19 protein-coding genes are annotated in these 20,386 nt (G+C 70.6%); 10 read left to right on the plus strand and 9 right to left on the minus strand.

The annotated features are described in order from the left end of the window. Positions 1 to 145 precede the first annotated feature (145 nt). The 4 genes from miaB to shiA form a co-directional block, all read right to left on the minus strand. Complete coding sequence (miaB, locus tag ACFCXS_RS34645) at positions 146 to 1,669, minus strand: tRNA (N6-isopentenyl adenosine(37)-C2)-methylthiotransferase MiaB (RefSeq protein ID WP_376647338.1); 1,524 nt, start codon at positions 1,667 to 1,669, stop codon at positions 146 to 148. A 52-nt stretch (positions 1,670 to 1,721) separates the two neighbouring features. Next, the gene (locus ACFCXS_RS34650; RefSeq protein ID WP_376647339.1) at positions 1,722 to 3,587 is read right to left on the minus strand and encodes a TIM barrel protein; all 1,866 of its coding nucleotides are present in this window, start codon (positions 3,585 to 3,587) and stop codon (positions 1,722 to 1,724) included. Further along, the gene (locus ACFCXS_RS34655; RefSeq protein ID WP_376647340.1) at positions 3,580 to 4,557 is read right to left on the minus strand and encodes a zinc-binding dehydrogenase; all 978 of its coding nucleotides are present in this window, start codon (positions 4,555 to 4,557) and stop codon (positions 3,580 to 3,582) included. The genes ACFCXS_RS34650 and ACFCXS_RS34655 overlap by 8 nt, the downstream gene beginning before the upstream one ends. Positions 4,558 to 4,748: 191 nt before the next feature. Next, positions 4,749 to 6,119 carry a shikimate transporter gene (gene shiA / locus ACFCXS_RS34660; protein WP_376647341.1) on the minus strand — a complete coding sequence of 457 codons (1,371 nt, stop codon included), beginning with the start codon at positions 6,117 to 6,119 and terminating at the stop codon, positions 4,749 to 4,751. 352 nt (positions 6,120 to 6,471) lie between these two features. On the opposite strand from shiA, the gene ACFCXS_RS34665 reads away from it, so the two are divergent. Next, the gene (locus ACFCXS_RS34665; protein ID WP_376647375.1) at positions 6,472 to 7,305 is read left to right on the plus strand and encodes an IclR family transcriptional regulator; all 834 of its coding nucleotides are present in this window, start codon (positions 6,472 to 6,474) and stop codon (positions 7,303 to 7,305) included. Between the two features lie 148 nt (positions 7,306 to 7,453). Here the strand turns inward: ACFCXS_RS34665 and ACFCXS_RS34670 are convergent, their stop codons facing one another. Further along, a complete protein-coding gene (locus tag ACFCXS_RS34670; RefSeq protein WP_376647342.1) occupies positions 7,454 to 8,107 on the minus strand; it encodes a response regulator in 654 nt (217 codons plus the stop codon). After that, on the minus strand, positions 8,107 to 9,072 hold the full coding sequence (locus ACFCXS_RS34675; RefSeq protein ID WP_376647343.1) for a sensor histidine kinase: 966 nt from the start codon (positions 9,070 to 9,072) through the stop codon (positions 8,107 to 8,109). The genes ACFCXS_RS34670 and ACFCXS_RS34675 overlap by 1 nt, the downstream gene beginning before the upstream one ends. A gap of 215 nt (positions 9,073 to 9,287) precedes the next feature. Between ACFCXS_RS34675 and ACFCXS_RS34680 the strand changes: the two genes are divergently transcribed. Together ACFCXS_RS34680 and ACFCXS_RS34685 are read left to right on the plus strand one after the other, a co-directional pair. Continuing rightward, a complete protein-coding gene (locus ACFCXS_RS34680; RefSeq protein ID WP_053671045.1) occupies positions 9,288 to 9,773 on the plus strand; it encodes a cation:proton antiporter regulatory subunit in 486 nt (161 codons plus the stop codon). 4 nt (positions 9,774 to 9,777) lie between these two features. Next, positions 9,778 to 10,995: a cation:proton antiporter gene (locus ACFCXS_RS34685; RefSeq protein WP_376647344.1), complete on the plus strand. Its 1,218-nt coding sequence runs from the start codon at positions 9,778 to 9,780 to the stop codon at positions 10,993 to 10,995. Positions 10,996 to 11,066: 71 nt separating this feature from the next. Here the strand turns inward: ACFCXS_RS34685 and ACFCXS_RS34690 are convergent, their stop codons facing one another. After that, positions 11,067 to 11,474: a MazG nucleotide pyrophosphohydrolase domain-containing protein gene (locus tag ACFCXS_RS34690; RefSeq protein WP_376647345.1), complete on the minus strand. Its 408-nt coding sequence runs from the start codon at positions 11,472 to 11,474 to the stop codon at positions 11,067 to 11,069. A gap of 98 nt (positions 11,475 to 11,572) precedes the next feature. Between ACFCXS_RS34690 and ACFCXS_RS34695 the strand changes: the two genes are divergently transcribed. Then, positions 11,573 to 12,574, plus strand: a complete 1,002-nt coding sequence (locus ACFCXS_RS34695) for a TAXI family TRAP transporter solute-binding subunit (protein WP_376647346.1) — start codon at positions 11,573 to 11,575, stop codon at positions 12,572 to 12,574. 106 nt (positions 12,575 to 12,680) lie between these two features. On the opposite strand, the gene ACFCXS_RS34700 is transcribed toward ACFCXS_RS34695, so the two are convergent. After that, a complete protein-coding gene (locus ACFCXS_RS34700; protein WP_376647347.1) occupies positions 12,681 to 14,087 on the minus strand; it encodes an ATP-binding protein in 1,407 nt (468 codons plus the stop codon). 9 nt (positions 14,088 to 14,096) lie between these two features. After that, positions 14,097 to 14,783, minus strand: a complete 687-nt coding sequence (locus ACFCXS_RS34705) for a response regulator transcription factor (protein WP_376647348.1) — start codon at positions 14,781 to 14,783, stop codon at positions 14,097 to 14,099. Between the two features lie 289 nt (positions 14,784 to 15,072). On the opposite strand from ACFCXS_RS34705, the gene ACFCXS_RS34710 reads away from it, so the two are divergent. The 6 genes from ACFCXS_RS34710 to ACFCXS_RS34735 all read left to right on the plus strand — a co-directional run bounded on the left by ACFCXS_RS34710 (position 15,073) and on the right by ACFCXS_RS34735 (position 20,382). Beyond that, entirely contained in the window at positions 15,073 to 15,849 is a 777-nt protein-coding gene (locus ACFCXS_RS34710; RefSeq protein WP_362239884.1) for an amino acid ABC transporter ATP-binding protein, read from the plus strand. An 84-nt stretch (positions 15,850 to 15,933) separates the two neighbouring features. Beyond that, positions 15,934 to 16,773, plus strand: a complete 840-nt coding sequence (locus ACFCXS_RS34715; RefSeq protein WP_376647349.1) for a glutamate ABC transporter substrate-binding protein — start codon at positions 15,934 to 15,936, stop codon at positions 16,771 to 16,773. A 75-nt stretch (positions 16,774 to 16,848) separates the two neighbouring features. Then, positions 16,849 to 17,514 carry an amino acid ABC transporter permease gene (locus tag ACFCXS_RS34720; RefSeq protein WP_053671052.1) on the plus strand — a complete coding sequence of 222 codons (666 nt, stop codon included), beginning with the start codon at positions 16,849 to 16,851 and terminating at the stop codon, positions 17,512 to 17,514. After that, positions 17,511 to 18,404, plus strand: a complete 894-nt coding sequence (locus ACFCXS_RS34725) for an amino acid ABC transporter permease (protein ID WP_376647350.1) — start codon at positions 17,511 to 17,513, stop codon at positions 18,402 to 18,404. Before ACFCXS_RS34720 ends, ACFCXS_RS34725 begins: the two co-directional genes overlap by 4 nt. Positions 18,405 to 18,580: 176 nt before the next feature. Further along, positions 18,581 to 20,188 carry an FAD-dependent monooxygenase gene (locus tag ACFCXS_RS34730; protein ID WP_376647351.1) on the plus strand — a complete coding sequence of 536 codons (1,608 nt, stop codon included), beginning with the start codon at positions 18,581 to 18,583 and terminating at the stop codon, positions 20,186 to 20,188. Positions 20,189 to 20,310: 122 nt separating this feature from the next. Next, a complete protein-coding gene (locus ACFCXS_RS34735; RefSeq protein WP_310851512.1) occupies positions 20,311 to 20,382 on the plus strand; it encodes a putative leader peptide in 72 nt (23 codons plus the stop codon). Positions 20,383 to 20,386 lie beyond the last annotated feature (4 nt).

The following is a 20,386-nucleotide window of genomic DNA, read 5'->3' on the forward strand; positions in this document are numbered from 1 at the left end:
GCAAGGCGGGTGTGTCGACGGTCCGGCTCAGCCGCAGCCGCGCGCGCTCACCATGGCCGCCGAAACGCGAAGGTCAGGCGATCCACCTCATCGCAGCCGCTCGGCCCGCCACGACCAGCAAGAACGAGAGGGTCACCGATCCGGCTCAGTCGCAGCCGCACCCGCTCGCCACCGCCGGCAGGGGCTCGGGGGCGCCGATCTTCGGCAGGCCCAGCATCACGCCGACGGGCTTGGCCTTCTCGGCCGCGTTGCGCTTCTCCCAGGCGTCGCCCGCGCGCGTGCGGCGCACGTCCAGCACGGGCCCCTCGGCGAGGAGGTGGTGCGGGGCGGCGTAGGTGATCTCGACCGTGACGACGTCGCCGGGACGGACCTCCTGGTCCGGCTTGGTGAAGTGGACGAGGCGGCTGTCGGGGGCGCGGCCGGAGAGGCGGTGGGTGGTGCCGTCCTTGCGGCCCTCGCCCTCGGCGACCATGAGCTCCAGAGTGCGGCCGACCTGCTTCTTGTTCTCCTCCCAGGAGATCTCCTCCTGGAGGGCGACGAGCCGCTCGTAGCGCTCCTGGACGACCTTCTTGGGGACCTGGCCGTCCATCTCGGCGGCCGGGGTGCCGGGGCGCTTGGAGTACTGGAAGGTGAAGGCCTGCGCGAAGCGGGCCTCGCGCACCACGTGCAGCGTCTGCTCGAAGTCCTCCTCGGTCTCGCCGGGGAAGCCCACGATGATGTCGGTGCTGATCGCGGCGTGCGGGATGGCGGCGCGGACGTTCTCGATGATGCCGAGGAAGCGCTCCTGGCGGTAGGAGCGGCGCATCGCCTTCAGGACCGGGTCGGAGCCGGACTGGAGCGGCATGTGCAGCTGCGGCATCACGTTCGGCGTCTCGGCCATGGCGGCGATGACGTCGTCGGTGAAGTCGCGCGGGTGCGGGGAGGTGAAGCGGACGCGCTCCAGGCCGTCGATCTTCCCGCAGGCGCGCAGCAGCTTGCTGAAGGCCTCGCGGTCGCCGATGTCGGAGCCGTAGGCGTTGACGTTCTGCCCGAGCAGCGTGATCTCGGAGACGCCCTCGGCGACCAGGGCCTCGATCTCGGCGAGGATGTCGCCGGGGCGGCGGTCCTTCTCCTTGCCGCGCAGGGCCGGGACGATGCAGAAGGTGCAGGTGTTGTTGCAGCCGACGGAGATGGAGACCCAGGCGGCGTACGCGCTCTCGCGCCGGGTCGGCAGGGTCGAGGGGAACGCCTCCAGCGACTCCGCGATCTCGACCTGCGCCTCGTCCTGCACGCGGGCGCGCTCCAGCAGGACGGGCAGCTTGCCGATGTTGTGCGTACCGAAGACGACGTCCACCCAGGGCGCCCTCTTCACGATGGTGTCGCGGTCCTTCTGCGCCAGGCAGCCGCCGACCGCGATCTGCATGCCGGGGCGGGCCGCCTTCTTCGGGGCGAGGTGGCCGAGGTTGCCGTACAGCTTGTTGTCGGCGTTCTCACGCACGGCGCACGTGTTGAAGACGACGACGTCCGCCTCGTCGGCGCCCTGGGGCGCGCGGACGTAGCCCGCGTCCTCCAGCAGTCCGGACAATCGCTCGGAGTCGTGGACGTTCATCTGGCATCCGTAGGTCCGGATTTCGTAGGTCTTAGATGATCGAACGTCCACTGCCGGGCTCCGGTCGCTGCTGCTGGTCATGGTTCAAGGGTAGGTGCTCCCCGGAGGTCGTCGGCCCCGAGGTGCTGAGCCCTCAGCGTCGCTGTGCGGCCAGTCGGACGTGAGCGTTGGCGGCGCCGTAGCCGCGGTAGCCGCCGGTGCGCTGGACGATCTCGAAGAAGACCCGGCCCACGGTGGCCGTGTAGCAGTGGTGGAACTCGCCCCCGTGTTCGTCGCGGTCGTAGAGGATGCCGAGTTCCCGGTAGGTGTCCAGGGTGCCGGGAGCGAACTCGTAGCGGGCGTCGAGGTCCTCGTAGTAGTTGGCGGGGATCTTCAGCAGTTCCGCGCCGGCGGCGCGGACGCGGCGGGCGGCTGCGGTGATGTCGTCGGTGGTGAGGGCGATGTGCTGGGTCCGGGTGCGGGGGTCCGGGGCGGGGGCCGGGGCCAGGTTGAGGACGAGGCGCGGGGTGCCGCCGGCGCCGGTCATGGCCCTGCTGCGGAAGAGGCCGTAGGGGTCTGCCAGGTCGACGCTCTCGTGCGGGCGCAGCCCGAGCACCGCGCGGTGGAAGAGGACGGCTTCGTCGAAGTGGTGCCAGGGCTGGGTCAGAGCCACATGGTCGACACCGGTGAGGGGCCCGGCCGGTGAGAGTTCCTGCGGTTCGTCGGCGACAGCCGTGAAGTCGGCTACAGCCGTGACATCGGGGCCGGCCGTGGCATCGGGGCCAGACGCGAAATCGGTGCCAGACGCGAAGTCGGCGGTCCAGTCGGGGTGTCCGGGTCGTCGGGTGCTGCAGAAGAACAGTTCGGTGCCGTCGGGGGCGGCGACCGCGTCCAGCGGGACGTCGTGGTCGACGCGGCGCCGGGGCAGGACGGGCGCGAGCAGGGACTCGGCGCGCCGGGCGGCGGAGCGGGGCTCGGGGGTCTCCAGGCCGATGGCGGTGAGGAAGGGGCCGTCGCCTCGGGTGCCGGTGCCGTGGTTGACCAGGATGCGGGCGTCGCCCTGTGCCCAGAGGTCCACCGGCTTGCCGGTGTGCCGTCCGGTGCGCCGGAAGCCCAGTCCCTCCAGCAGGGAGGTCACGGGGAGCGGGTCGGCTGCTGCGATCTCGGCGAAGGCGAAGCCGGTCGGGACGGCCGGGGCCGGGAGCGGGGAGATGCCCGCACTCTCCTCCAGGGCGATCAGCGAGCGCAGCGCGTCGACCGCGGTGCTGCCCGCTTCCGCCTGGCGGAACACGTCGTTGAAGATCTCCAGGGACAGCGGCCCGTCGTAGCCGGTGGCCAGCACGAGCCGCACCAGCCCCGCGATGTCGAAGCCGCCCTGGCCGGGAAAGCAGCGGTAGTGGCGGCTCCACTGCAGGACGTCCATGGCCATCAGCGGGGCGTCGGCGAGCTGCAGGAAGAAGATCTTCTCACCGGGGATGTCCGCTGTTCCCGCGGGGTCCGAGCCGCGGGAGAGGATGTGGAAGCTGTCCAGGCAGAGTCCGAGCGCGGGGTGACCCGCTCGTTCGACGATGCGCCAGGCGTGGTCGTAGGTGCTGACGTGCCGGCCCCAGGCGAGCGCCTCGTAGGCGATCCGCATGCCGGATTCCTGGGCCAGAGCGGCCAGCCGGCTCAGCTGCTCGGCGGCGAGCCCGTCGTCGTCGACGGCGTGCGGGGAGACGTTGGAGCACACCAGGAGCGTGTCGGTGCCGAGCCTGCGCATGACGTCGAACTTGCGCTCCGCCCGGCGCAGGCCGCGTGCGAACTCCTCCTCCGGCAGCGCCTCGACGTCCCGCATCGGCTGGTAGAGGTCGATGGTGAGCCCGAGGTCGGCGGCACGGGCGCGGATCTCCTCCGGGGACAGGGGACTGGCGAGGAGGTCGTTCTCGAAGATCTCCACACCGTCGAAGCCCGCTCGGGCGGCGGCGGTCAGCTTCTCGGTGAGCGAGCCGCTGAGGCTCACCGTGGCGATGGACTTACGCATCCTGGTCCCCGATTCCGATCCAGGTCTTTCCCGCACGCTCGGCGGCCCCGGCGAACGCCTGCTGGGCCTCCTCGAGCGGGAAGCAGGCCTCGACGACTGCCGAGGGGCGGGCTCCGGGCAGCTCGGCGATCGCGGTGGTGAAGTCGCCCGGGTGGTCGTAGATCATCGACCCGCGGAGCACCAGTTGGCGGCGGACCACGTCGTCGGTGGTGAGCGGCAGCGGGTGGGGGCTGAGGCCGATCAGGACGACGGTGGCGCCGGGGGCGGCACGGTCCACGGCCGGGCGCAGGGCGGGTGCGTGGCCCGAGGTCTCGAAGACGTACGTGTATCCGGTGCCGCCGTCGTCGGGGGTCGCGCCCAGCCGTTCGGCACGGGCGAGCCGCTGTGGGTGTGGTTCGGTGACCACCGGCCGGATGCCGAGGCGGGCCAGGATCAGGCAGACCAGCAGCCCCTGCGCTCCGGCTCCGACGACCAGACAGCGGTCGGCGGGTGTCACTCCGCTGCGCCGTACGGCGGCCCTGGCGACGGCGTACGGCTCGGTGGCGGCGAGGTCGGCGCCGGTAGGGCCGTCCGGGACCAGGTGGGCGAAACGCGCGGGCAGGGCGGCACGTTCGGCGAGGACGCCGGGGGCGTTCAGTCCGACGATGGCCCGGTGCGGGCAGGCCGACGTCAGCCCGCTGAGACAGTCCGTGCAGGTGAGGCAGGCGTAGTTGGGTTCGATGACGACCCTCTGTCCCACCTGGCGGTCCCGTACGGCGCTGCCGACGGCGGCGATCCGGCCGAAGCCCTCGTGGCCCATGACCCATGGGGTCGTCGGCGGGAGGCGTTTGCCGTGGAAGACGGCGAGGTCGGTACCGCACAGGCCCACGCCGGCCATCCGGACGATGACGTCGTGCGGGCCGCAGACGGGTTCCGGCCAGCCCTCGACGGTCTCGATCGTGTTCGGCCCCGTGAGGACGGCTGCTTTCACCTGCACTCCTAGTGGTCCACTAGACGGATCGATGGATCCGTTCTGCGGTCAGGATAGTGGAGGGGTGGGTCCTCAACAAGGCTGAGGGATGCGCAAGAACTGGGGTTTCACGCACGTGATTGCACACAAGCAAGGGCCCCGGCTCAAAGGCCGGGGCCCAGCAGGCCCAGATTTCGGTCGGAACCGATCCGTCAGGCGGTCGCGTCCGCCGCCGCGGTCCGCTTGCGCACCTCCTCCGGGGACCCGGCCGCCGCGCCGCTACCCCGCATGCGCAGCGCGACGAGGAAGGAGATGGCGCACCCGAGGGCGATGTAGGCCGCCACCAGGGTCCAGGAGCCGTCCGCCCAGATCACCAGGGAACCGGCGATGAGCGGGGTGAAGCCGCCACCGACGGCGCTGGCGAGCTGGTAGCCGACACCGGCGCCGCTGTAGCGGTACTCGGGGCCGAACATGTCGGTGAACAGGGACTGCTGGACGGAGACCGCCATGTCGTGCGCGACGTTCACCAGCAGCACCGCGCAGGCGACGATCAGCACCATGGAGCCGGACTCCATCGCCCAGAAGTACGGCACCGCGCTCACGAGGCCCACCAGCGCACCCCAGCAGTACAGCCTCCGGCGCCCGAAGCGGTCGGCCAGGTAGGCGAACCCGGGGATGGTCAGCACGGCGAGGCCGCCGACGGCCAGGTTGACGTCGAGCAGGCTGTCGCGGCTCAGGCCGAGTTCGCCGGCGCCGTAGGCGAGGCCGAAGGTGGTCACGCCGTAGAAGGTGAACAGCTCGACGAAACGCAGGCCGATGATGGCGAAGAAACCCTTGGGGTTGGACTTCACGGCGGCGATCAGCGGCACCTTCGGCCGGGCGTCCTCGCTCATCGCGGCGACCTTCCCGGTGAAGACCGCGGACTCCTCGACCCTGGCCCGCACGATCAGACCGACGATCACGAGCGCGGCGCTGATCAGGAAGGGGATGCGCCAGCCCCAGGACCGAAAGGCCACGTCCGAGGTGGCGCCGGACATGATCTTGGTCATGAGAGTGGCGAGCAGCAGACCTACCGAGGCACCGACCTGCACGCCGCTGCTGTAGAGGGAGCGCCACTTGGCAGGGGCGTTCTCCACCGCCATCAGCGCGGCGCCGCCCCACTCACCGCCCACCGCGAAGCCCTGCGCCGCGCGCAGCACCACCAGCAGCACGGGGGCCCAGATCCCGGCCTGGGCGTAGGTCGGCAGGACACCGATGAGTGTGCTGGCCACGCCCATGATCAGCATGGTGAGGACGAGCATCCGCTTGCGGCCGAGCCGGTCGCCGAAGTGCCCGAAGACGATGCCGCCGAGCGGGCGGAACAGGAAGCCGACGCCGAAGGTGGCCCAGGCGGCCAGGGTGCCCACGGCCGGGGAGGCGTCCGGGAAGAACAGGTCACCGAAGAGGAGTCCTGCGACGATGCCGTAGAGGAAGAAGTCGTACCAGTCGACGACCGCCCCCATGAAACCGGCGATCGCCGCCCTCCTCGCGACACCGGGGGACCCGGCATCACCGGCCGATGCCGGCTGCTGCGCACTGCTCATCTCACATACTCCCTTGGATGCTGCGACTGCCCGGCCAGGGCGTGCCGTGCGCACGGCACAGGACACATCGGGGCGGGGTCACGGTTGGCTACGGCGAGGACAGATGCCCGGGCGACGGTGGCGCTCGGCGGGTGGGGAGCGTCCGTCACCGGCAAACCGGGCCTCGCCACAGCGTGCGGGCGGCGACCCTCAGAAATGGTCCATTGAGCGGACCGATCAAACCAAGTAGCGGAAACATACGGTGCGGGATTTCCGCCATCAAGGGTTGCACCGAGATTTCTTCGCCTTCATGGCTCCAGCGGTCCGCCTGATGGACTACCGTCACGAGTGGGCGCGGCGACGGTCACGGCAGGTGCCGCGCGGAGCCGACCACTGTGGGGAGCGGATCGTGGACGACAGGCAGGCAGTGGCCGGGGCGGCCCGGGAGCACAACGGGACGACTGGCGTCCGCAGCGTGCGGCGCGCCCTGGACATCCTCGGCCTGCTGAGCGAGGAGCGCCCGGTCATCTCACTGCGCGAGATCATCGACGCCACCGGACTGGCCAAGACCACCGTCCTGCGCCTGGTCCAGACGCTGGAGGAAAGCGGGCTGCTGTGGTCGCACCCGGCCGGTTACACCGCCGGACCCGGGCTGTGGCGCTGGGCCTACCTGGCCCGCAGCCAGTGGGAGGTGCCGCAGGAGACCCGCAAGGTCATGCGCGATCTCGCCGACCGGCTCGGCGAGACGGTCAACATCTTCGTCGCCCGCGACGTGAGCCGCGTCTGCGTCGCGCACGAGGAGAGCCCGCACCCTCTGCGTCACGTGGTCGACGTCGGCGACGAACAGCCCCTGTGGGCCGGCGCCTCCTCAAAGGTCCTGCTGCGCGACGTCTCGGAGGATCTGCTGCGCCGGGTGGCCGCCGCATCCCCCCACGGCGAGGCGCACGTCGACCGGTTGCGCGCCTGGGCGCAGGAGGCCGCGCAGCGCGGCTACGCGGTCAGCAGCAGCGAGTGGGACGAGGGCCTGACCGCCGTCGCCGTGCCGGTCACCGGCCGTTCGGACTCGGTCGTCGCCTCGCTCTCCCTCAGCGGCCCCAGCCACCGCTTCCCCTACGAGGCCGTGGAGCGGTTCGCCACCGACCTCGCGGAGGCGGCCGCGCTCATCTCGGCCCAGGGATTCAGCCACCCGCTCAGCCAAGGCCTCTGACGAGTCCGCGACCGTCGCCGAACGACAAGGGCGGCGGTCACCGGAAGGAGCCCGGCCTTGAGACAGGAGACCGAAGGAGCCCGAAGGAGCCCGAAGAGGCCCGAAGGAGTTCTGCCGCGAGGCAGGAGCCCCGCACCGGGCTCAGGGCTCAGGGCTCGATGAGCCCTGCCCTGATCGCGTACCGGGTCAGCTCCAGGCGGTCGCGCATGCCGAGTTTCTGCAGGAGGTTGGCGCGGTGGCGCTCCACGGTCTTGGCGCTGATGAAGAGGAGTTCCCCGATCTCCTTGGAGGTGTGGCCCTCGGCGACCAGCTTGAGGATCTCCTCCTCGCGTTCGGTGATGGCCCGCTCCGGCAGGCCGTCCCCCCGGTGCAACCGCTCCAGGTACGAGCGCACGAGGGCGCGTTCGGCACCCGGGTAGATGAACGGCTCGTCGCGCACGGCGGCCCGGCAGGCCTCGACCAGGTCCCGGTCGGCGACGGACTTGAGCACGTAGCCGCTGGCCCCGGCCCTGAGCGCCTCGAAGAAGTACTCCTCGTTGTCGTACATCGTAAGGATCAGGATGTGCAGGCCGGGCATCCGGCGTGAGAGTTCCCGGGCTGCCTGGAGGCCGGTGGTGCGGGGCATGGCGATGTCCAGGACGGCGAGGTCCACCGGGGTCTGCCGGGCCATGGCGACGGCCTCGGCGCCGTCCCCGGCCTCGGCCACGACCGTGAGGTCGGGCTCGCCGTCCAGGATGAGGCGCACGCCCCGGCGCACGAGGGTGTGGTCGTCGGCGAGCAGCACGCGGATCGGTGTGTTCATCAGCGGGGTCCTCCGGTCACGGGCACGCGCCGTGTCACCGGTACGCGCAGTCGCACCTCGGTGCCCCCGTCCGGCGTCGATTGCAGGGTCAGGGCGGCACCGATCAGCAGGGCCCGCTCGCGCATGCCCGTCAGGCCGGCGCCCTCGGGGGCGTCTTTGAGGCCTGTGCCGTTGTCGCGTACGAGGAGTTCGACGCCGTCGGGGACCGGCTTCAGGCGGAGTTCGGCGCGGTCGGCAGCCGCGTGCCGGGCGGTGTTGGTCAGGCCCTCCTGGGCGACCCGGTAGACGACGAGTTCCGCCTCCGGGGTCAGGGCGGGGAGCTCACCGGTGACGTGGTGGCGCACGGTCAGCCCGTGGGTCGTGAACTCCCCGGCCAGCGAACGCAGGGCGCTGGCCAGCCCGAGTTCCTCCAGCACGCCCGGGCGCAGGCGGCGGGCGATCCGGCGGATCTCGTCCAGGCCGGCCCGGGTCGCCTCCTGCGCCTGGCCCACCTCCTCGCGAAGGTCCTCGGGTGCCCGGTCGGCGACGCGTTTGAGCTGGAGGAGGACGGCGGTGAGGGTCTGCCCGACCTCGTCGTGGAGCTCTCGGGCGATCCGCTGCCGTTCGCTCTCCTGGGCGGACAGCGCCCGGGCGGCGCCCGCGGCCCGCTCGGCCTCCAGCCGGTCGAGCATCGTGTTGTACGTAGTGATCAGCCCGGCCGTCTCCGCCGGCCCCGCGACCACGGGCCGGGAGCCCGGACGCAGCAGGTCAGCGGTGGCCATGGCCCGGTCGAGACGTTGCAGGGGCACCAGGCCGTACCGCAGCACGAGCGCGTTGCCGGCGAGCAGCAGCACCAGGCCGCCCAGCAGGACGAGAGCCTCGCCGGCGAGGACGGGGGTGGACACGGTGACGGGGCCGAGCAGCAGCGCCGTGGCCACGACCAGGCCGACGGCATTGAGCGAGAAGATCCGCCAGAACAACGACACGCCTCTGGATCCGCTCCTTCCCGGCGCCGCGCAGTGCACCGCCCCCTCCATCCTCTCCGGCGACCCGCCACTGCGTATATCCGTCACGACACCCATGTCGTCACCGTACGGCCGGATGGGAACATGCGGAGTTGACTCGTCCGATGATCGGCTCCGTTCATCAGGCCGACAAAGCACGTCAACCAAGACGAACAAGACGAACAAGGGGAAGCAACGTGTCAGCTCCGCGCCTGAGGGCGACGCCGCTACCGGGTATCGGGGTCCAGTACGACCTGGAGACCCGGGAACACCGCCATCTGTCGGTGGTGGCGCACCGCGACGGCACGCGCACGGTGAACGTGTACCGGTCCGACGATCCCGACTCGTGCGCGCAGTCGCTGAAGCTGACCAGCTCGGAGGCGGGCTCGCTGATCGACGCGCTGAAGCCGTCCCACCACAGCCCCAGCCTGCTGTACACCACGGACCTCGGGCTGGTCGCCGAGCGGATCGAGGTGGCCGCGACCTCGCGCTGGAACGGGCGGGTGCTCGGCGACATGCGGATGCGCACGGAGACGGGCGCGTCGGTGGTGGCCGTGCTGCGCCGGGCCGAGGCCATCCCGTCGCCCGCGCCGGACTTCCGGCTGTCGGGCGGTGACACGCTGATCGTCGTCGGCACCCGCGAGGGCGTCGACGCGGCCGCGACCATACTCGGGCGGGAGTGAACTTTTGCACTCCGCTGTTCTGCTCATCGAGTTCGGTTCCATCATTCTCGGCCTCGGCCTGCTCGGCCGGTTCGCCGCCCGGTTCCAGCTCTCGCCGATCCCCCTCTACCTCCTGGCCGGTCTGGCCTTCGGCGAGGGCGGTCTGCTGCCGCTCGGCGCGAGCGAGGAGTTCATCGCCACGGGCGCGGAGATCGGCGTCATCCTCCTGCTGCTGATGCTGGGCCTGGAGTACACGGCGAGCGATCTGGTCTCCAACCTGAAGACGCACTACCCGTCCGGTCTGGTCGACTGCGCCCTCAACGCGCTGCCCGGGGCGGCCGTCGCGCTGCTGCTCGGCTGGGGCCCGGTGGCGGCGGTCGTGCTGGCCGGTGTCACCTGGATCTCGTCGTCCGGCGTGATCGCGAAGGTGCTGGGAGATCTGGGCCGGGTCGGCAACCGGGAGACGCCGGTGATCCTCAGCGTGCTGGTGCTGGAGGACCTGGCGATGGCGGTGTACCTGCCCATCGTGACGGCGCTGGTGGCCGGCGTCGGGCTCATGGCCGGCAGCGTGACCCTGGCGATCGCGCTGGGCGCGGCCGGACTCGTGCTGTTCCTGGCCGTGCGCTACGGCAGGCTCATCTCACGGTTCGTCTCCAGCGACGACCCGGAGAAGCTGCTGCTGGTCGTGCTGGGCCTGACGATCCTGGTCGCGGGTGTCGCGCAGCAGCTCCAGGTGTCGGCGGCGGTCGGGGCCTTCCTGGTGGGCATCGCGCTGTCGGGGGAGGTCGCGGAGGGCGCGCACACCCTGCTGAGCCCTCTGCGTGACCTGTTCGCCGCGGTCTTCTTCGTCTTCTTCGGGCTGCACACCGACCCGTCGAGCATCCCTCCCGTCCTGCTGCCCGCACTCGGACTGGCCGTCGTCACCGCGCTGACGAAGATCGCCACCGGCTACTGGGCAGCCCGGCGGGCCGGGATCTCCGTCAAGGGACGCTGGCGTGCGGGCGGCGCCCTGGTGGCACGCGGAGAGTTCTCGATCGTCATCGCGGGTCTCGCGGTCGCGGCTGGGGTCGAACCGTCCCTCGGCCCTCTGGCCACGGCCTATGTGCTGATCCTGGTCGTCCTCGGCCCGCTCACCGCGCGCTACACCGAGCCGTTGGCGACGTGGTGGTCCCGCCGCCGCGAGCCCCACCGCCCGGAGGTGGCACCCCGGCCGGCCGAGGCGGAGGCACCGGTCGCCGACTGAGGAGGGCCGGCCAGGGGCGCCCGGGCGTGGCCCAGAGGCCTGTCCCCGTCCGGGCGGGGACAGGCCCAGGCTCAGGCGCCCCCGCCCGGCCGCCACCCCTGCCTGCGCAGGACCCCCGGCACGTCCGGTGCCTCGTAGTGCTCGCCCTTGAGGACCTTGCCGTCCTCGCGGCGGGAGACCGAGCCGTCGGGGCCGATCTTCGTCATGTTGGAGCGGTGGATCTCCGCGAGGACCGCGTCGAGGTCGATGCCGTGGACGAGGGCGGTGCCGTACGCGACGTAGACCACGTCGGCCAGTTCGTGGGCGAGCCGGTCGAGCGGCCCCCGTACCGACACCTCGGCGACCTCCGCCGCTTCCTCCGCGAGGAGTTCGCCCCGGTGGGCCGCCAGTTCCGGGGAGACCTCCGTCGGCGTACTGCGAGCGTCCAGGCCGAAGGCGCGGTGGAATTCACGGACCAGGTCAGCGGGCGAAGAACTCATGGGGGCGACTGTAGTGGCGGCCACCGACACTCCCCCGCCCTCCTGGCTTGTGACCCCTGCCCTGGTCAGGGGGCCACCCGGCTGGCAGGATCGCCCGCATGTCCCGATCCCTCCCCCGTATCGGCAGACGTCGGGCCCTGCAGGGCGGCGCCGCCTCCCTCGTGGTCCTCGGCCTGCTGTTGTGGTGGCTGCGCCCCTGGGCCGAGGAGCCGCCGAGCGGGACCATCACGTTCAGCACGGGCACGCGCGCAGGGGTCTACCACGAGTACGGCAAGCTCCTGAGCGACGAGATCGACAAGGACATGCCCGACCTGAAGGTGCGGCTGCAGCCCAGTGCCGGTTCGCAGGAGAACGTCGCGGACGTGGCGACGGGCGGCGCTGACTTCGCGATCGCCGCAGCCGACGCGGTCGCCACGTACAAACTCGGCAAGGGCCCCGGCGCCGACCGGCTGCGCGGTGTCGCCCGCCTGTACGACGACTACGTCCAGCTCGTCGTGCCGCCGGACTCGGACATCCACTCCGTCGCGGACCTGCGGGGCAAGCGTGTGGCCATAGGGCTGCCCGACTCCGGGGTGCGGCTGATAGCCAACGGCGTGCTCAAGGCGGCCGGCATCGACCCGGAGAAGGACATCGAGCCGTCGTCGGACGGCATCGACACGGGACCCAAGCGCCTCGGCCACGGCCTGGACGCTTTCTTCTGGTCGGGCGGCCTGCCCACCGACGGGCTGAGCCGGCCGGCCAAGAAGTCGGCGTCGGCCTTCCGGTTCGTGCCGATCGACGCCACGCTCGTGGCCAGACTGCACGACCAGGGCGGTGCCACGCGCTACTACCGGGCCACGAAGATGCCGGAATCGGCGTACCCCACCATCCAGCGCGGCAAGGCGATACCGACGCTCGCGGTGTCCAACCTGTTGATCACGCGCAGCGACATGGACCCACGGCTCACCGAGTGGCTGACCCGTACGGTGCTCGACAGCCGGGATCTCATCGGCGCGACCGTCCACTCCGCCCAACTGGTCGACGTCCGCACGGCGATCTACACCGACCCCCTGAAACTGCACGTCGGCGCCCAGCGCTACTACCAGTCGGTCAAGCCGTAGCGCCCGGGCGGACACCAGTCGGCCGGACCGCAGCACCCGGGCGGACACCAGTCGGTCAGACCCTGGTGCCCGGACAGATCGCGGCCGCGCGGCAGTCGGCTTCCCGTCACGCCGTCGGCGCCGACCTCGGTACCGCCACCGTCACCTTCAGTCCGTGCGGCTCATGACGGTCGTACGCGATGGAACCACCGCCCGCCGCGAGCAGCGCCCGCGAGATGGACAACCCGAGGCCCGAGCCCTTGATGTTCTGGTGCCGGCCGCTGCGCCAGAAGCGGTCGCCGACGCGGGCCAGCTCCTCCTCGGTGAGGCCCGGCCCCTGGTCGGTCACCACGACGGTGGAGATGTCGCCGTTGGAGGCGACGGTCACCTCGACGGTCTGCTCCTCGGGCGTGAACTTCACCGCGTTGTCGATGACCGCGTCCAGCGCGCTGGACAGGGCGACCGGGTCGGCCCACGCGGTCGTCGGCGGGCAGTCCCCCACCAGGCGCACGCCCTTGGCCTCGGCGGTCGGCGCCCAGGCCGCGAGGCGTTCGGCGGCCAGCTCACCGATGTCGGTGATCCGCAGATCCGCCTCGGTGTGCTCGGCCAGCGCCAGGTCGAGCAGGTCGTCCAGGACCTGCGCGAGGCGCTTGCCCTCGGCCTGGACCGAGGCGATCTCCTGATTGCCCTCGGGCAGTTCGAACGAGAGCAGCTCGATGCGCAGCAGCAGCGCCGCGAGGGGGTTGCGCAGCTGGTGCGAGGCGTCGGCGACGAAGGCGCGCTGCTGCTCCAGCACGTCCTCGACGTTGTCCGCCATCTCGTTGAACGACCGGGCGAGCCGACGGAGTTCCGGCGGCCCGCCGGCGGCGGCGACCCGGGACTTGAGCCGGCCGGTGGCGATGTCGTGGGTGGTGGCGTCCAGGACGCGCACGGGCTTGAGCACCCAGCCGGTCAGCCGCAGAGCGGCACCTACGGCCAGCAGCATCGCGGCGAACTCGCCCGCGCCGATGACCAGCCAGCCGTGCAGCGTGCGTGAGCGCAGCTGCCCCGTGGGCGAGTCGGTGACGACGACCGCGACGACGTCACCGTCCCGGATGACCGGCGAGGCGACCACGAGGTTGCGGCGCTGCCAGGGCCACACCTGCTTCGGGTCGTGGCTGCGGCGGCTGAGCTTCGCCTCGTCGAAGGCGTCCCGCACCTCGCCCTCCTGGGGCAGCGACCACTCGGCGGGGGAATGGGCCATGGCCCTGCCGGTGCGGTAGAAGACACCGGCCCGGATGCCGTAGACCTCGTAGTAGCTGCGCAGCTCGCTGCTGAGGGTGGCCAGGCGCTCGTTCTCGAAGGCGCCGGTGGTGCCGTCGGGCGAGTCGGTGACGAACTGGGCGAGGGCGGCGAAGCGCGCCGTGTCGTCGATCCGGTCGACGACGACCTTCTGCTGCTGGGCGCCGGCGAGACTGACGGCGAGCGGGACGCCGAGCGCGAGCAGAACGGCCGCCATCAGGACGATGAGCAGCGGGAGCAGACGAGTGCGCACCCGGCCCCGCTACCCGGCAGGCGCGACGAGCCGGTACCCGACTCCGCGGACGGTCTCGATGAGGGCCGGCATCCGGAGCTTGGCGCGCAGGGACGCGACGTGCACCTCCAGGGTGCGCCCGGTCCCCTCCCAACTGGTCTGCCACACCTCGCTGATGATCTGCTCCCGGCGGAAGACCACTCCGGGCCGCTGCGCGAGCAGGGCCAGCAGGTCGAACTCCTTGCGGGTCAGGCTGATCACCGCCCCGTCCACACTGACCCTGCGCGTGGGCAGCTCGATGTGCACCGGGCCGAGCCGCAGCTCGGTCTCGATGCCGCTCGAGGTGTCCTCGTGGGAGGTGCGCCGGCTGACCGCGTGGATACGGGCGAGCAGCTCCCCGGTGTCGTAGGGCTTCACCACGTAGTCGTCGGCGCCGAGGTTGAGGCCGTGGATGCGGGAGCGCACGTCGGAGCGCGCGGTGACCATGATCACCGGGGTGCTGGTGCGCTTGCGGATCTTGCCGCAGACCTCGTATCCGTCCTGGTCGGGCAGGCCGAGGTCGAGGAGGACGACGCCGAAGCAGTCGCCCTCGGGGACGAGTGCCTGGAGGGCCTCCTCACCGCTGCGCGCGTGCGTGACGTCGAACCCGTGCCGCGCCAGAACAGCCGACAGGGCGGCGGCGACGTGGTTGTCGTCCTCGACGAGCAGCAGTCTCATCCGGTCCCCCTTCAGTTCACTGGCCGTACGATCTGTATGTGTACACAACGCGTGCACACGCGCGCGTGCACCTTGTGCAGTCACGCTGATGGATGAGGACGGCGTCAAGAGAGTTCCGGTTGCGGAGCCCTTCCGTTACCCGGCCGATATCAGCGCTGCTCACAAGTGCTACGACATGTGTCCGATTGCTATCGGATCGTGATGCTCAGATTCCCCTCAGATGTAATGACGCAGGTCGTAGAGGGTTACTACTGTCCTCCGAAACCGAGGAGGACGGAGCCTGAGAGCGATGACCGAAGTATCGGTGGCCAAGGAAGATGTGGCCGCGACCGGCGATCTGGTCGTCCTGAAGAGCGTCAACAAGCACTTCGGCGCGTTGCACGTACTCCAGGACATCGACCTGACGATCGCCCGCGGTGAAGTCGTCGTGGTCATCGGACCCTCCGGGTCCGGCAAGTCCACCCTGTGCCGCACCATCAACCGCCTGGAGACGATCGACTCCGGCTCGATCACGATCGACGGCAAGCCGCTGCCCGCCGAGGGCAAGGAGCTGGCCCGGCTGCGGGCCGATGTCGGGATGGTCTTCCAGTCCTTCAACCTCTTCGCGCACAAGACCGTGCTCGAGAACGTGATGCTCGGCCAGATCAAGGTCCGCAAGAAGGACAAGAAGGCGGCCGAGGAGCGGGCCCGGGCCCTGCTCGACCGGGTCGGCGTGGGCGCGCAGGCCGAGAAGTACCCGGCTCAGCTCTCCGGCGGTCAGCAGCAGCGCGTCGCCATCGCGCGGGCCCTGGCCATGGAGCCGAAGGTGATGCTCTTCGACGAGCCGACCTCCGCGCTCGACCCCGAGATGATCAACGAGGTGCTGGAGGTCATGCAGCAGCTCGCCCGCGACGGCATGACCATGATCGTCGTCACCCATGAGATGGGTTTCGCACGATCGGCCGCAAACCGCGTGGTGTTCATGGCGGACGGCCGAATCGTCGAGGAGGCTGCGCCCGACCAGTTCTTCAGCAACCCGCGCAGCGACCGTGCCAAGGACTTCCTTTCCAAGATCCTGCACCACTGACGGCGCGGGTCGCGTCCGCCGCGCACCCTGTGCCGCCCGCCCCTTGAGGGCCCGCATCTCTTCACCAGCCAAAGGATGTTCATCATGAAGCTCCGCAAGGTCACCGCCGCCTCGGCCACCGTCTTCGCCCTCGCCCTGACCGCCACCGCGTGCGGCGGCGACAACAGCACCGGCGGCGACTCCGGCTCCGGCGGCGGCAAGACGATCAAGGTCGGCATCAAGTTCGACCAGCCCGGTCTCGGCCAGAAGACCCCGCAGGGTTACGCCGGCTTCGACGTCGACGTCGCCACCTACGTCGCGAAGAAGCTCGGTTACAACGCGGACCAGATCGAGTGGAAGGAAGCGAAGAGCGCCGACCGCGAGACCATGCTCCAGCGTGGTGACGTCAACTTCATCGCGGCGACCTACTCGATCACCCCCGAGCGCCAGGAGAAGGTCGACTTCGCCGGTCCTTACCTGCTGGCCCACCAGGATGTTCTGCTTCGTGCGGACGACACCAAGATCAAGTCGCCGAAGGACCTGAACAACGCCAAGCTGTGCTCGGTCACCGGCTCCACCTCGGCGCAGAACGTCAAGGACAAGCTGGCTCCCAAGGCGCAGCTCCAGCCGTACCCGACGTACTCCGCCTGCCTGCCCGGTCTGCAGAACGGTGCCGTCGACGCGCTGACCACCGACGACTCCATCCTCGCCGGTTACGCCGCCCAGGCCCAGTTCAAGGGCAAGTTCAAGCTCGGCGGCTTCAAGATGACCAACGAGAACTACGGCATCGGCGTCAAGAAGGGCAGCGACCTCAAGGCCAAGATCAACAAGGCCCTCGAGGAAATGGTCGCCGACGGCGCCTGGCAGAAGGCCGTGGACAAGAACCTCGGCCCGGCCAACTACAAGAACGAGCCCGCGCCGAAGATCGGCGACATCAAGAGCTGAGGCAACGCCTGAAAGGGGCGCCGCTCCGCGGAGCGGCGCACTCGGGCATCCCTATACGCGGAAGCGCGGGAGATCGTGTTCGACTTTCTTGAGGGTTATGACCTGCTGGGAGCCTTCTGGACGACAGTGCAGCTCGCTGTGCTGTCCGCCGTCGGCTCCCTCATCTGGGGCACGCTGCTGGCCGCCATGCGCGTCGGCCCCGTGCCACTGATGCGCGGCTTCGGGACCGCGTACGTCAACATCGTGCGGAACATCCCGTTGACCGTCATCATCCTGTTCACGTCGCTGGGCCTGAACCAGACGCTGGGGATCTCCCTCGGCGCGGACGACGTCGAGACGATCAACTTCCGGCTCGCCGTCCTGGGGCTGATCTTCTACACCTCGTCCTTCGTGTGCGAGGCCCTGCGTTCCGGCATCAACACGGTGCCGGTCGGGCAGGCGGAGGCGGCCCGGGCGATCGGCCTCAGCTTCAACCAGGTGCTGGGTCTGGTCGTGCTGCCGCAGGCGTTCCGTTCGTCTGTCGTCCCGCTGGCCAACGTGCTGATCGCCCTGATCAAGAACACCACGGTGGCCGCGGCCATCGGTGTCGCCGAGGCGGCGGTGCTGATGAAGGAGATGATCGAGAACGAGGCTCAGCTGCTGTTGATCTCCGCGATCATCGCGTTCGGATTCGTGGTCCTGACGCTGCCGACCGGTCTGATCCTCGGCTGGGTGGGCAAGAAGGTGGCGGTGAAGCGATGAGTTCCGTTCTGTACGACGCCCAGGGCCCTCGCGCCAAGCGGCGCAACGTCGTCCTCACGGTGGTCTTCCTGGTCGCCGTCGCGGCTCTGCTGTGGTGGGTGATCGGGACCCTCAAGGACAAGGGCCAGCTGGAATGGCCCCTGTGGGAGCCGTTCTTCCACACCGAGGCCTGGTCCACGTACATCTGGCCGGGTCTGCAGAACACGCTGAAGGCCGCGGCCCTGGCGATGATCATCGCGCTGCCGCTCGGCGCGGTCCTCGGCATCTCCCGACTGTCGGACCACGCCTGGGTCAGGGTGCCGGCCGCGATCGTGGTCGAGTTCTTCCGGTCCATCCCCGTGCTGGTCCTGATGATCTTCGGTCTCGCGCTGTTCGCCGAGTACACCGCCGTGAGCTCCGACGACCGTCCGCTGTACGCGGTCGTCACCGGTCTGGTGCTGTACAACGCCTCCGTCCTCGCCGAGATCGTCCGGGCGGGCATTCTGGCCCTGCCCAAGGGCCAGTCCGAGGCGGCGATGGCGATCGGCCTGCGGAAGGGGCAGCTGATGCGCCTCATCCTGCTGCCGCAGGCGGTCACGGCGATGCTTCCGGCGATCGTGAGTCAGCTCGTCGTCATCGTGAAGGACACCGCGCTCGGCGGCGCGGTCCTGACCTACGCGGAGTTGCTCGCCGCTGCGGGCACGATGAGCGGCTACTACGGCGGGAACATCATCCAAAGCCTCATCGTCGTGTCCGTGATCTTCATCGCGCTCAACTTCGCCCTGACCTCGTTCGCCGGCTGGCTGGAACGCCGGCTGCGGCGGGCCAAGAAGTCGACGGGCGCGGTCGTGGGCCCGAACGACGCAGAGATCGCAGGCACGGCAGGGACCGGCGCCGGAGGCACCGTCTGACACGCGGTCACCTCATGTGACACCATCAGGGGCAGTGGCATGATCGCCACTGCCCCTGGTCACTTGACGCAAGCACCGGCAATGGGTTGCATACGTTCTGTGATCGTGCACCCTGCTCCACCTTCCTGTTCACCTACGTCTCTCAGGACACCACCGCGGGCAGGGGGCGCCACGCCGTGGACCCGGTGATCATCGTCGGAGCGGGGCCCGTCGGCCTCACGCTCGCCCTGGCGCTGGCACGTCAGCAGGTGCCGTGCGTCGTCCTCGACGAGGGCCCGGGCAAGGACGAACCCCGCGCGGCGCGCACCGTCGTCCTGCGCGAGGACACCACCGCCCTGATGGAACGGCTGACCGGCATGCCCCTCGCCCGGGCCGGTGCGCACTGGGCCGGATGGCGGTCGGTGCGGCGCAAGCAGGTGATGCGCGAGGTCTTTTTCGACGACGCCGAGCCCTCCCCCCTGCACATCGCCCAGCACGTGCTGACCGGCGCCCTGCGCGCCGCCCTCGCGGACGAACCGCTCGTCAAGGTGGCGGTGGACAGCCGCCTCGACGGCCTCGAACAGGAGCCCTCGGGGGTCACGGCCCACACCCGCGGCCCCAAGGGAACCTGGTGGCGCGGCAGTTACCTGGTCGGCTGCGACGGGCCCCGCTCGACCGTGCGCAAGATCCAGGACATCCGCTTCCCGGGCCGTACGGCGGTGGAACGTCACGCCGTCGCCGCGCTCCGTACGGAACTGCCCTTTTACGACGAGGCGTTGCTGCACCGCCTGCCGCCGTGGCGGATGTCCGGGCCCTCGGCCGGCGAGGTCACCGCGCGGCCGCTGCCGGACGGCGTCTGGCGCCTGGACTGGCTCCTGCCGCCCGGCAAGGACCTGGTCACCCCCGAGCTGCTGCTCACCCGCATCCGGGAGACCCTGGCCGGCTGGGCGGGCGGCACGACCTTGCCGTACGAGCTGCTGGACACCGGAGTCCACACGGTCCACCACCGGCTGGCCCGCCGATGGCGCGCCGACCGCGTGTTCCTCGCCGGGGACGCGGCCCATCTGCTCGGCGCGCTGGGCACGCACGGCCTGGACGAGGGGCTGCGGGACGCCGACAACCTCGCCTGGAAGCTTGCCCTGGCCTGGCACCACGGGCCGCACGAGGCGCTCCTCGACAGTTACCAGACGGAACGCCGGGCGGTCGTCGCCGCCCGGCTCCGCGCCGCAGACCAGGCACTGCCGCTGCTGCGCGGCGGGGGCGGGCTGCGGGCCGTCGTCCCGGGTTCGTCCCGGGGCCACGACGCCCTGCTCACCGGGGGTCATCTGGGGCAGGGCCAGCTCGGCGCGCCGGGGACGTACGCCGACTCGCCGCTCGCACCGCGTCCCCTCGAAGGGGAGGTCCCGGTCGACACACCACTGGGGGCACCGGTCACCGACGTACGGGTCACCGCGGAGGACGGCACTTTCGTGCGGCTGCGGGACCGGCTCGGCCGCGGTGCGCTGCTCGTGGTGCTGATCGCACCGGGCACCGGTGTCTGGGAGCGCAAGCACTGGGTCAGCGCGGGCATCATGCCGCAGCTCGCGGCGGCGGTCACGGCACTGCCGTACCCCGCCGAACTGCTCGTCGCCGAAAGTTACCCGGGGGCGGCCGCGCACACGGTGCTGCTGGTGCGTCCCGACGGTCACCTCGTCACCGCGCTGGGCGGAGTGCGCCCGGCCGATCTGTACGCCGCGGCGGAGGCCGCGGTGGGCGGACCGGTGAAGGCGCAGGCAGAGGCCGGTGCTTCGGCCGGTCCCCGCTGAGGTCGGCCCCCGGGGCCCGGTCCCGGGGCGATGTGCTCACTGTCACAGTGCGTCCGCATGGTGACAGTGAGTTGACCCGTCCGGTCGGCCATGGTGTACTCCGGTGCGTGACCGACACCTGTGTGCGCCTGTGGCGGAGGGTCCATATGGACCTCCTCCGCTATGCGGGCTGCGTGTGTCGCCCGTCCTGCTGAATTC

The sequence above is a fragment of the Streptomyces sp. NPDC056373 genome (genome assembly GCF_042262425.1).
Lineage (GTDB): Bacteria > Actinomycetota > Actinomycetes > Streptomycetales > Streptomycetaceae > Streptomyces.

Coding starts and splice junctions, on each gene's coding strand:
- miaB (WP_376647338.1), bottom strand. CDS start 1,669: ATGACCAGCAGCAGCGACCGGAGCCCGGCAGTGGACGTTCGATCATCT.
- ACFCXS_RS34725 (WP_376647350.1), top strand. CDS start 17,511: ATGAGTTCCGTTCTGTACGACGCCCAGGGCCCTCGCGCCAAGCGGCGC.
- ACFCXS_RS34715 (WP_376647349.1), top strand. CDS start 15,934: ATGAAGCTCCGCAAGGTCACCGCCGCCTCGGCCACCGTCTTCGCCCTC.
- ACFCXS_RS34695 (WP_376647346.1), top strand. CDS start 11,573: ATGTCCCGATCCCTCCCCCGTATCGGCAGACGTCGGGCCCTGCAGGGC.
- ACFCXS_RS34670 (WP_376647342.1), bottom strand. CDS start 8,107: ATGAACACACCGATCCGCGTGCTGCTCGCCGACGACCACACCCTCGTG.
- ACFCXS_RS34690 (WP_376647345.1), bottom strand. CDS start 11,474: ATGAGTTCTTCGCCCGCTGACCTGGTCCGTGAATTCCACCGCGCCTTC.
- ACFCXS_RS34710 (WP_362239884.1), top strand. CDS start 15,073: ATGACCGAAGTATCGGTGGCCAAGGAAGATGTGGCCGCGACCGGCGAT.
- ACFCXS_RS34705 (WP_376647348.1), bottom strand. CDS start 14,783: ATGAGACTGCTGCTCGTCGAGGACGACAACCACGTCGCCGCCGCCCTG.
- ACFCXS_RS34650 (WP_376647339.1), bottom strand. CDS start 3,587: ATGCGTAAGTCCATCGCCACGGTGAGCCTCAGCGGCTCGCTCACCGAG.
- shiA (WP_376647341.1), bottom strand. CDS start 6,119: ATGAGCAGTGCGCAGCAGCCGGCATCGGCCGGTGATGCCGGGTCCCCC.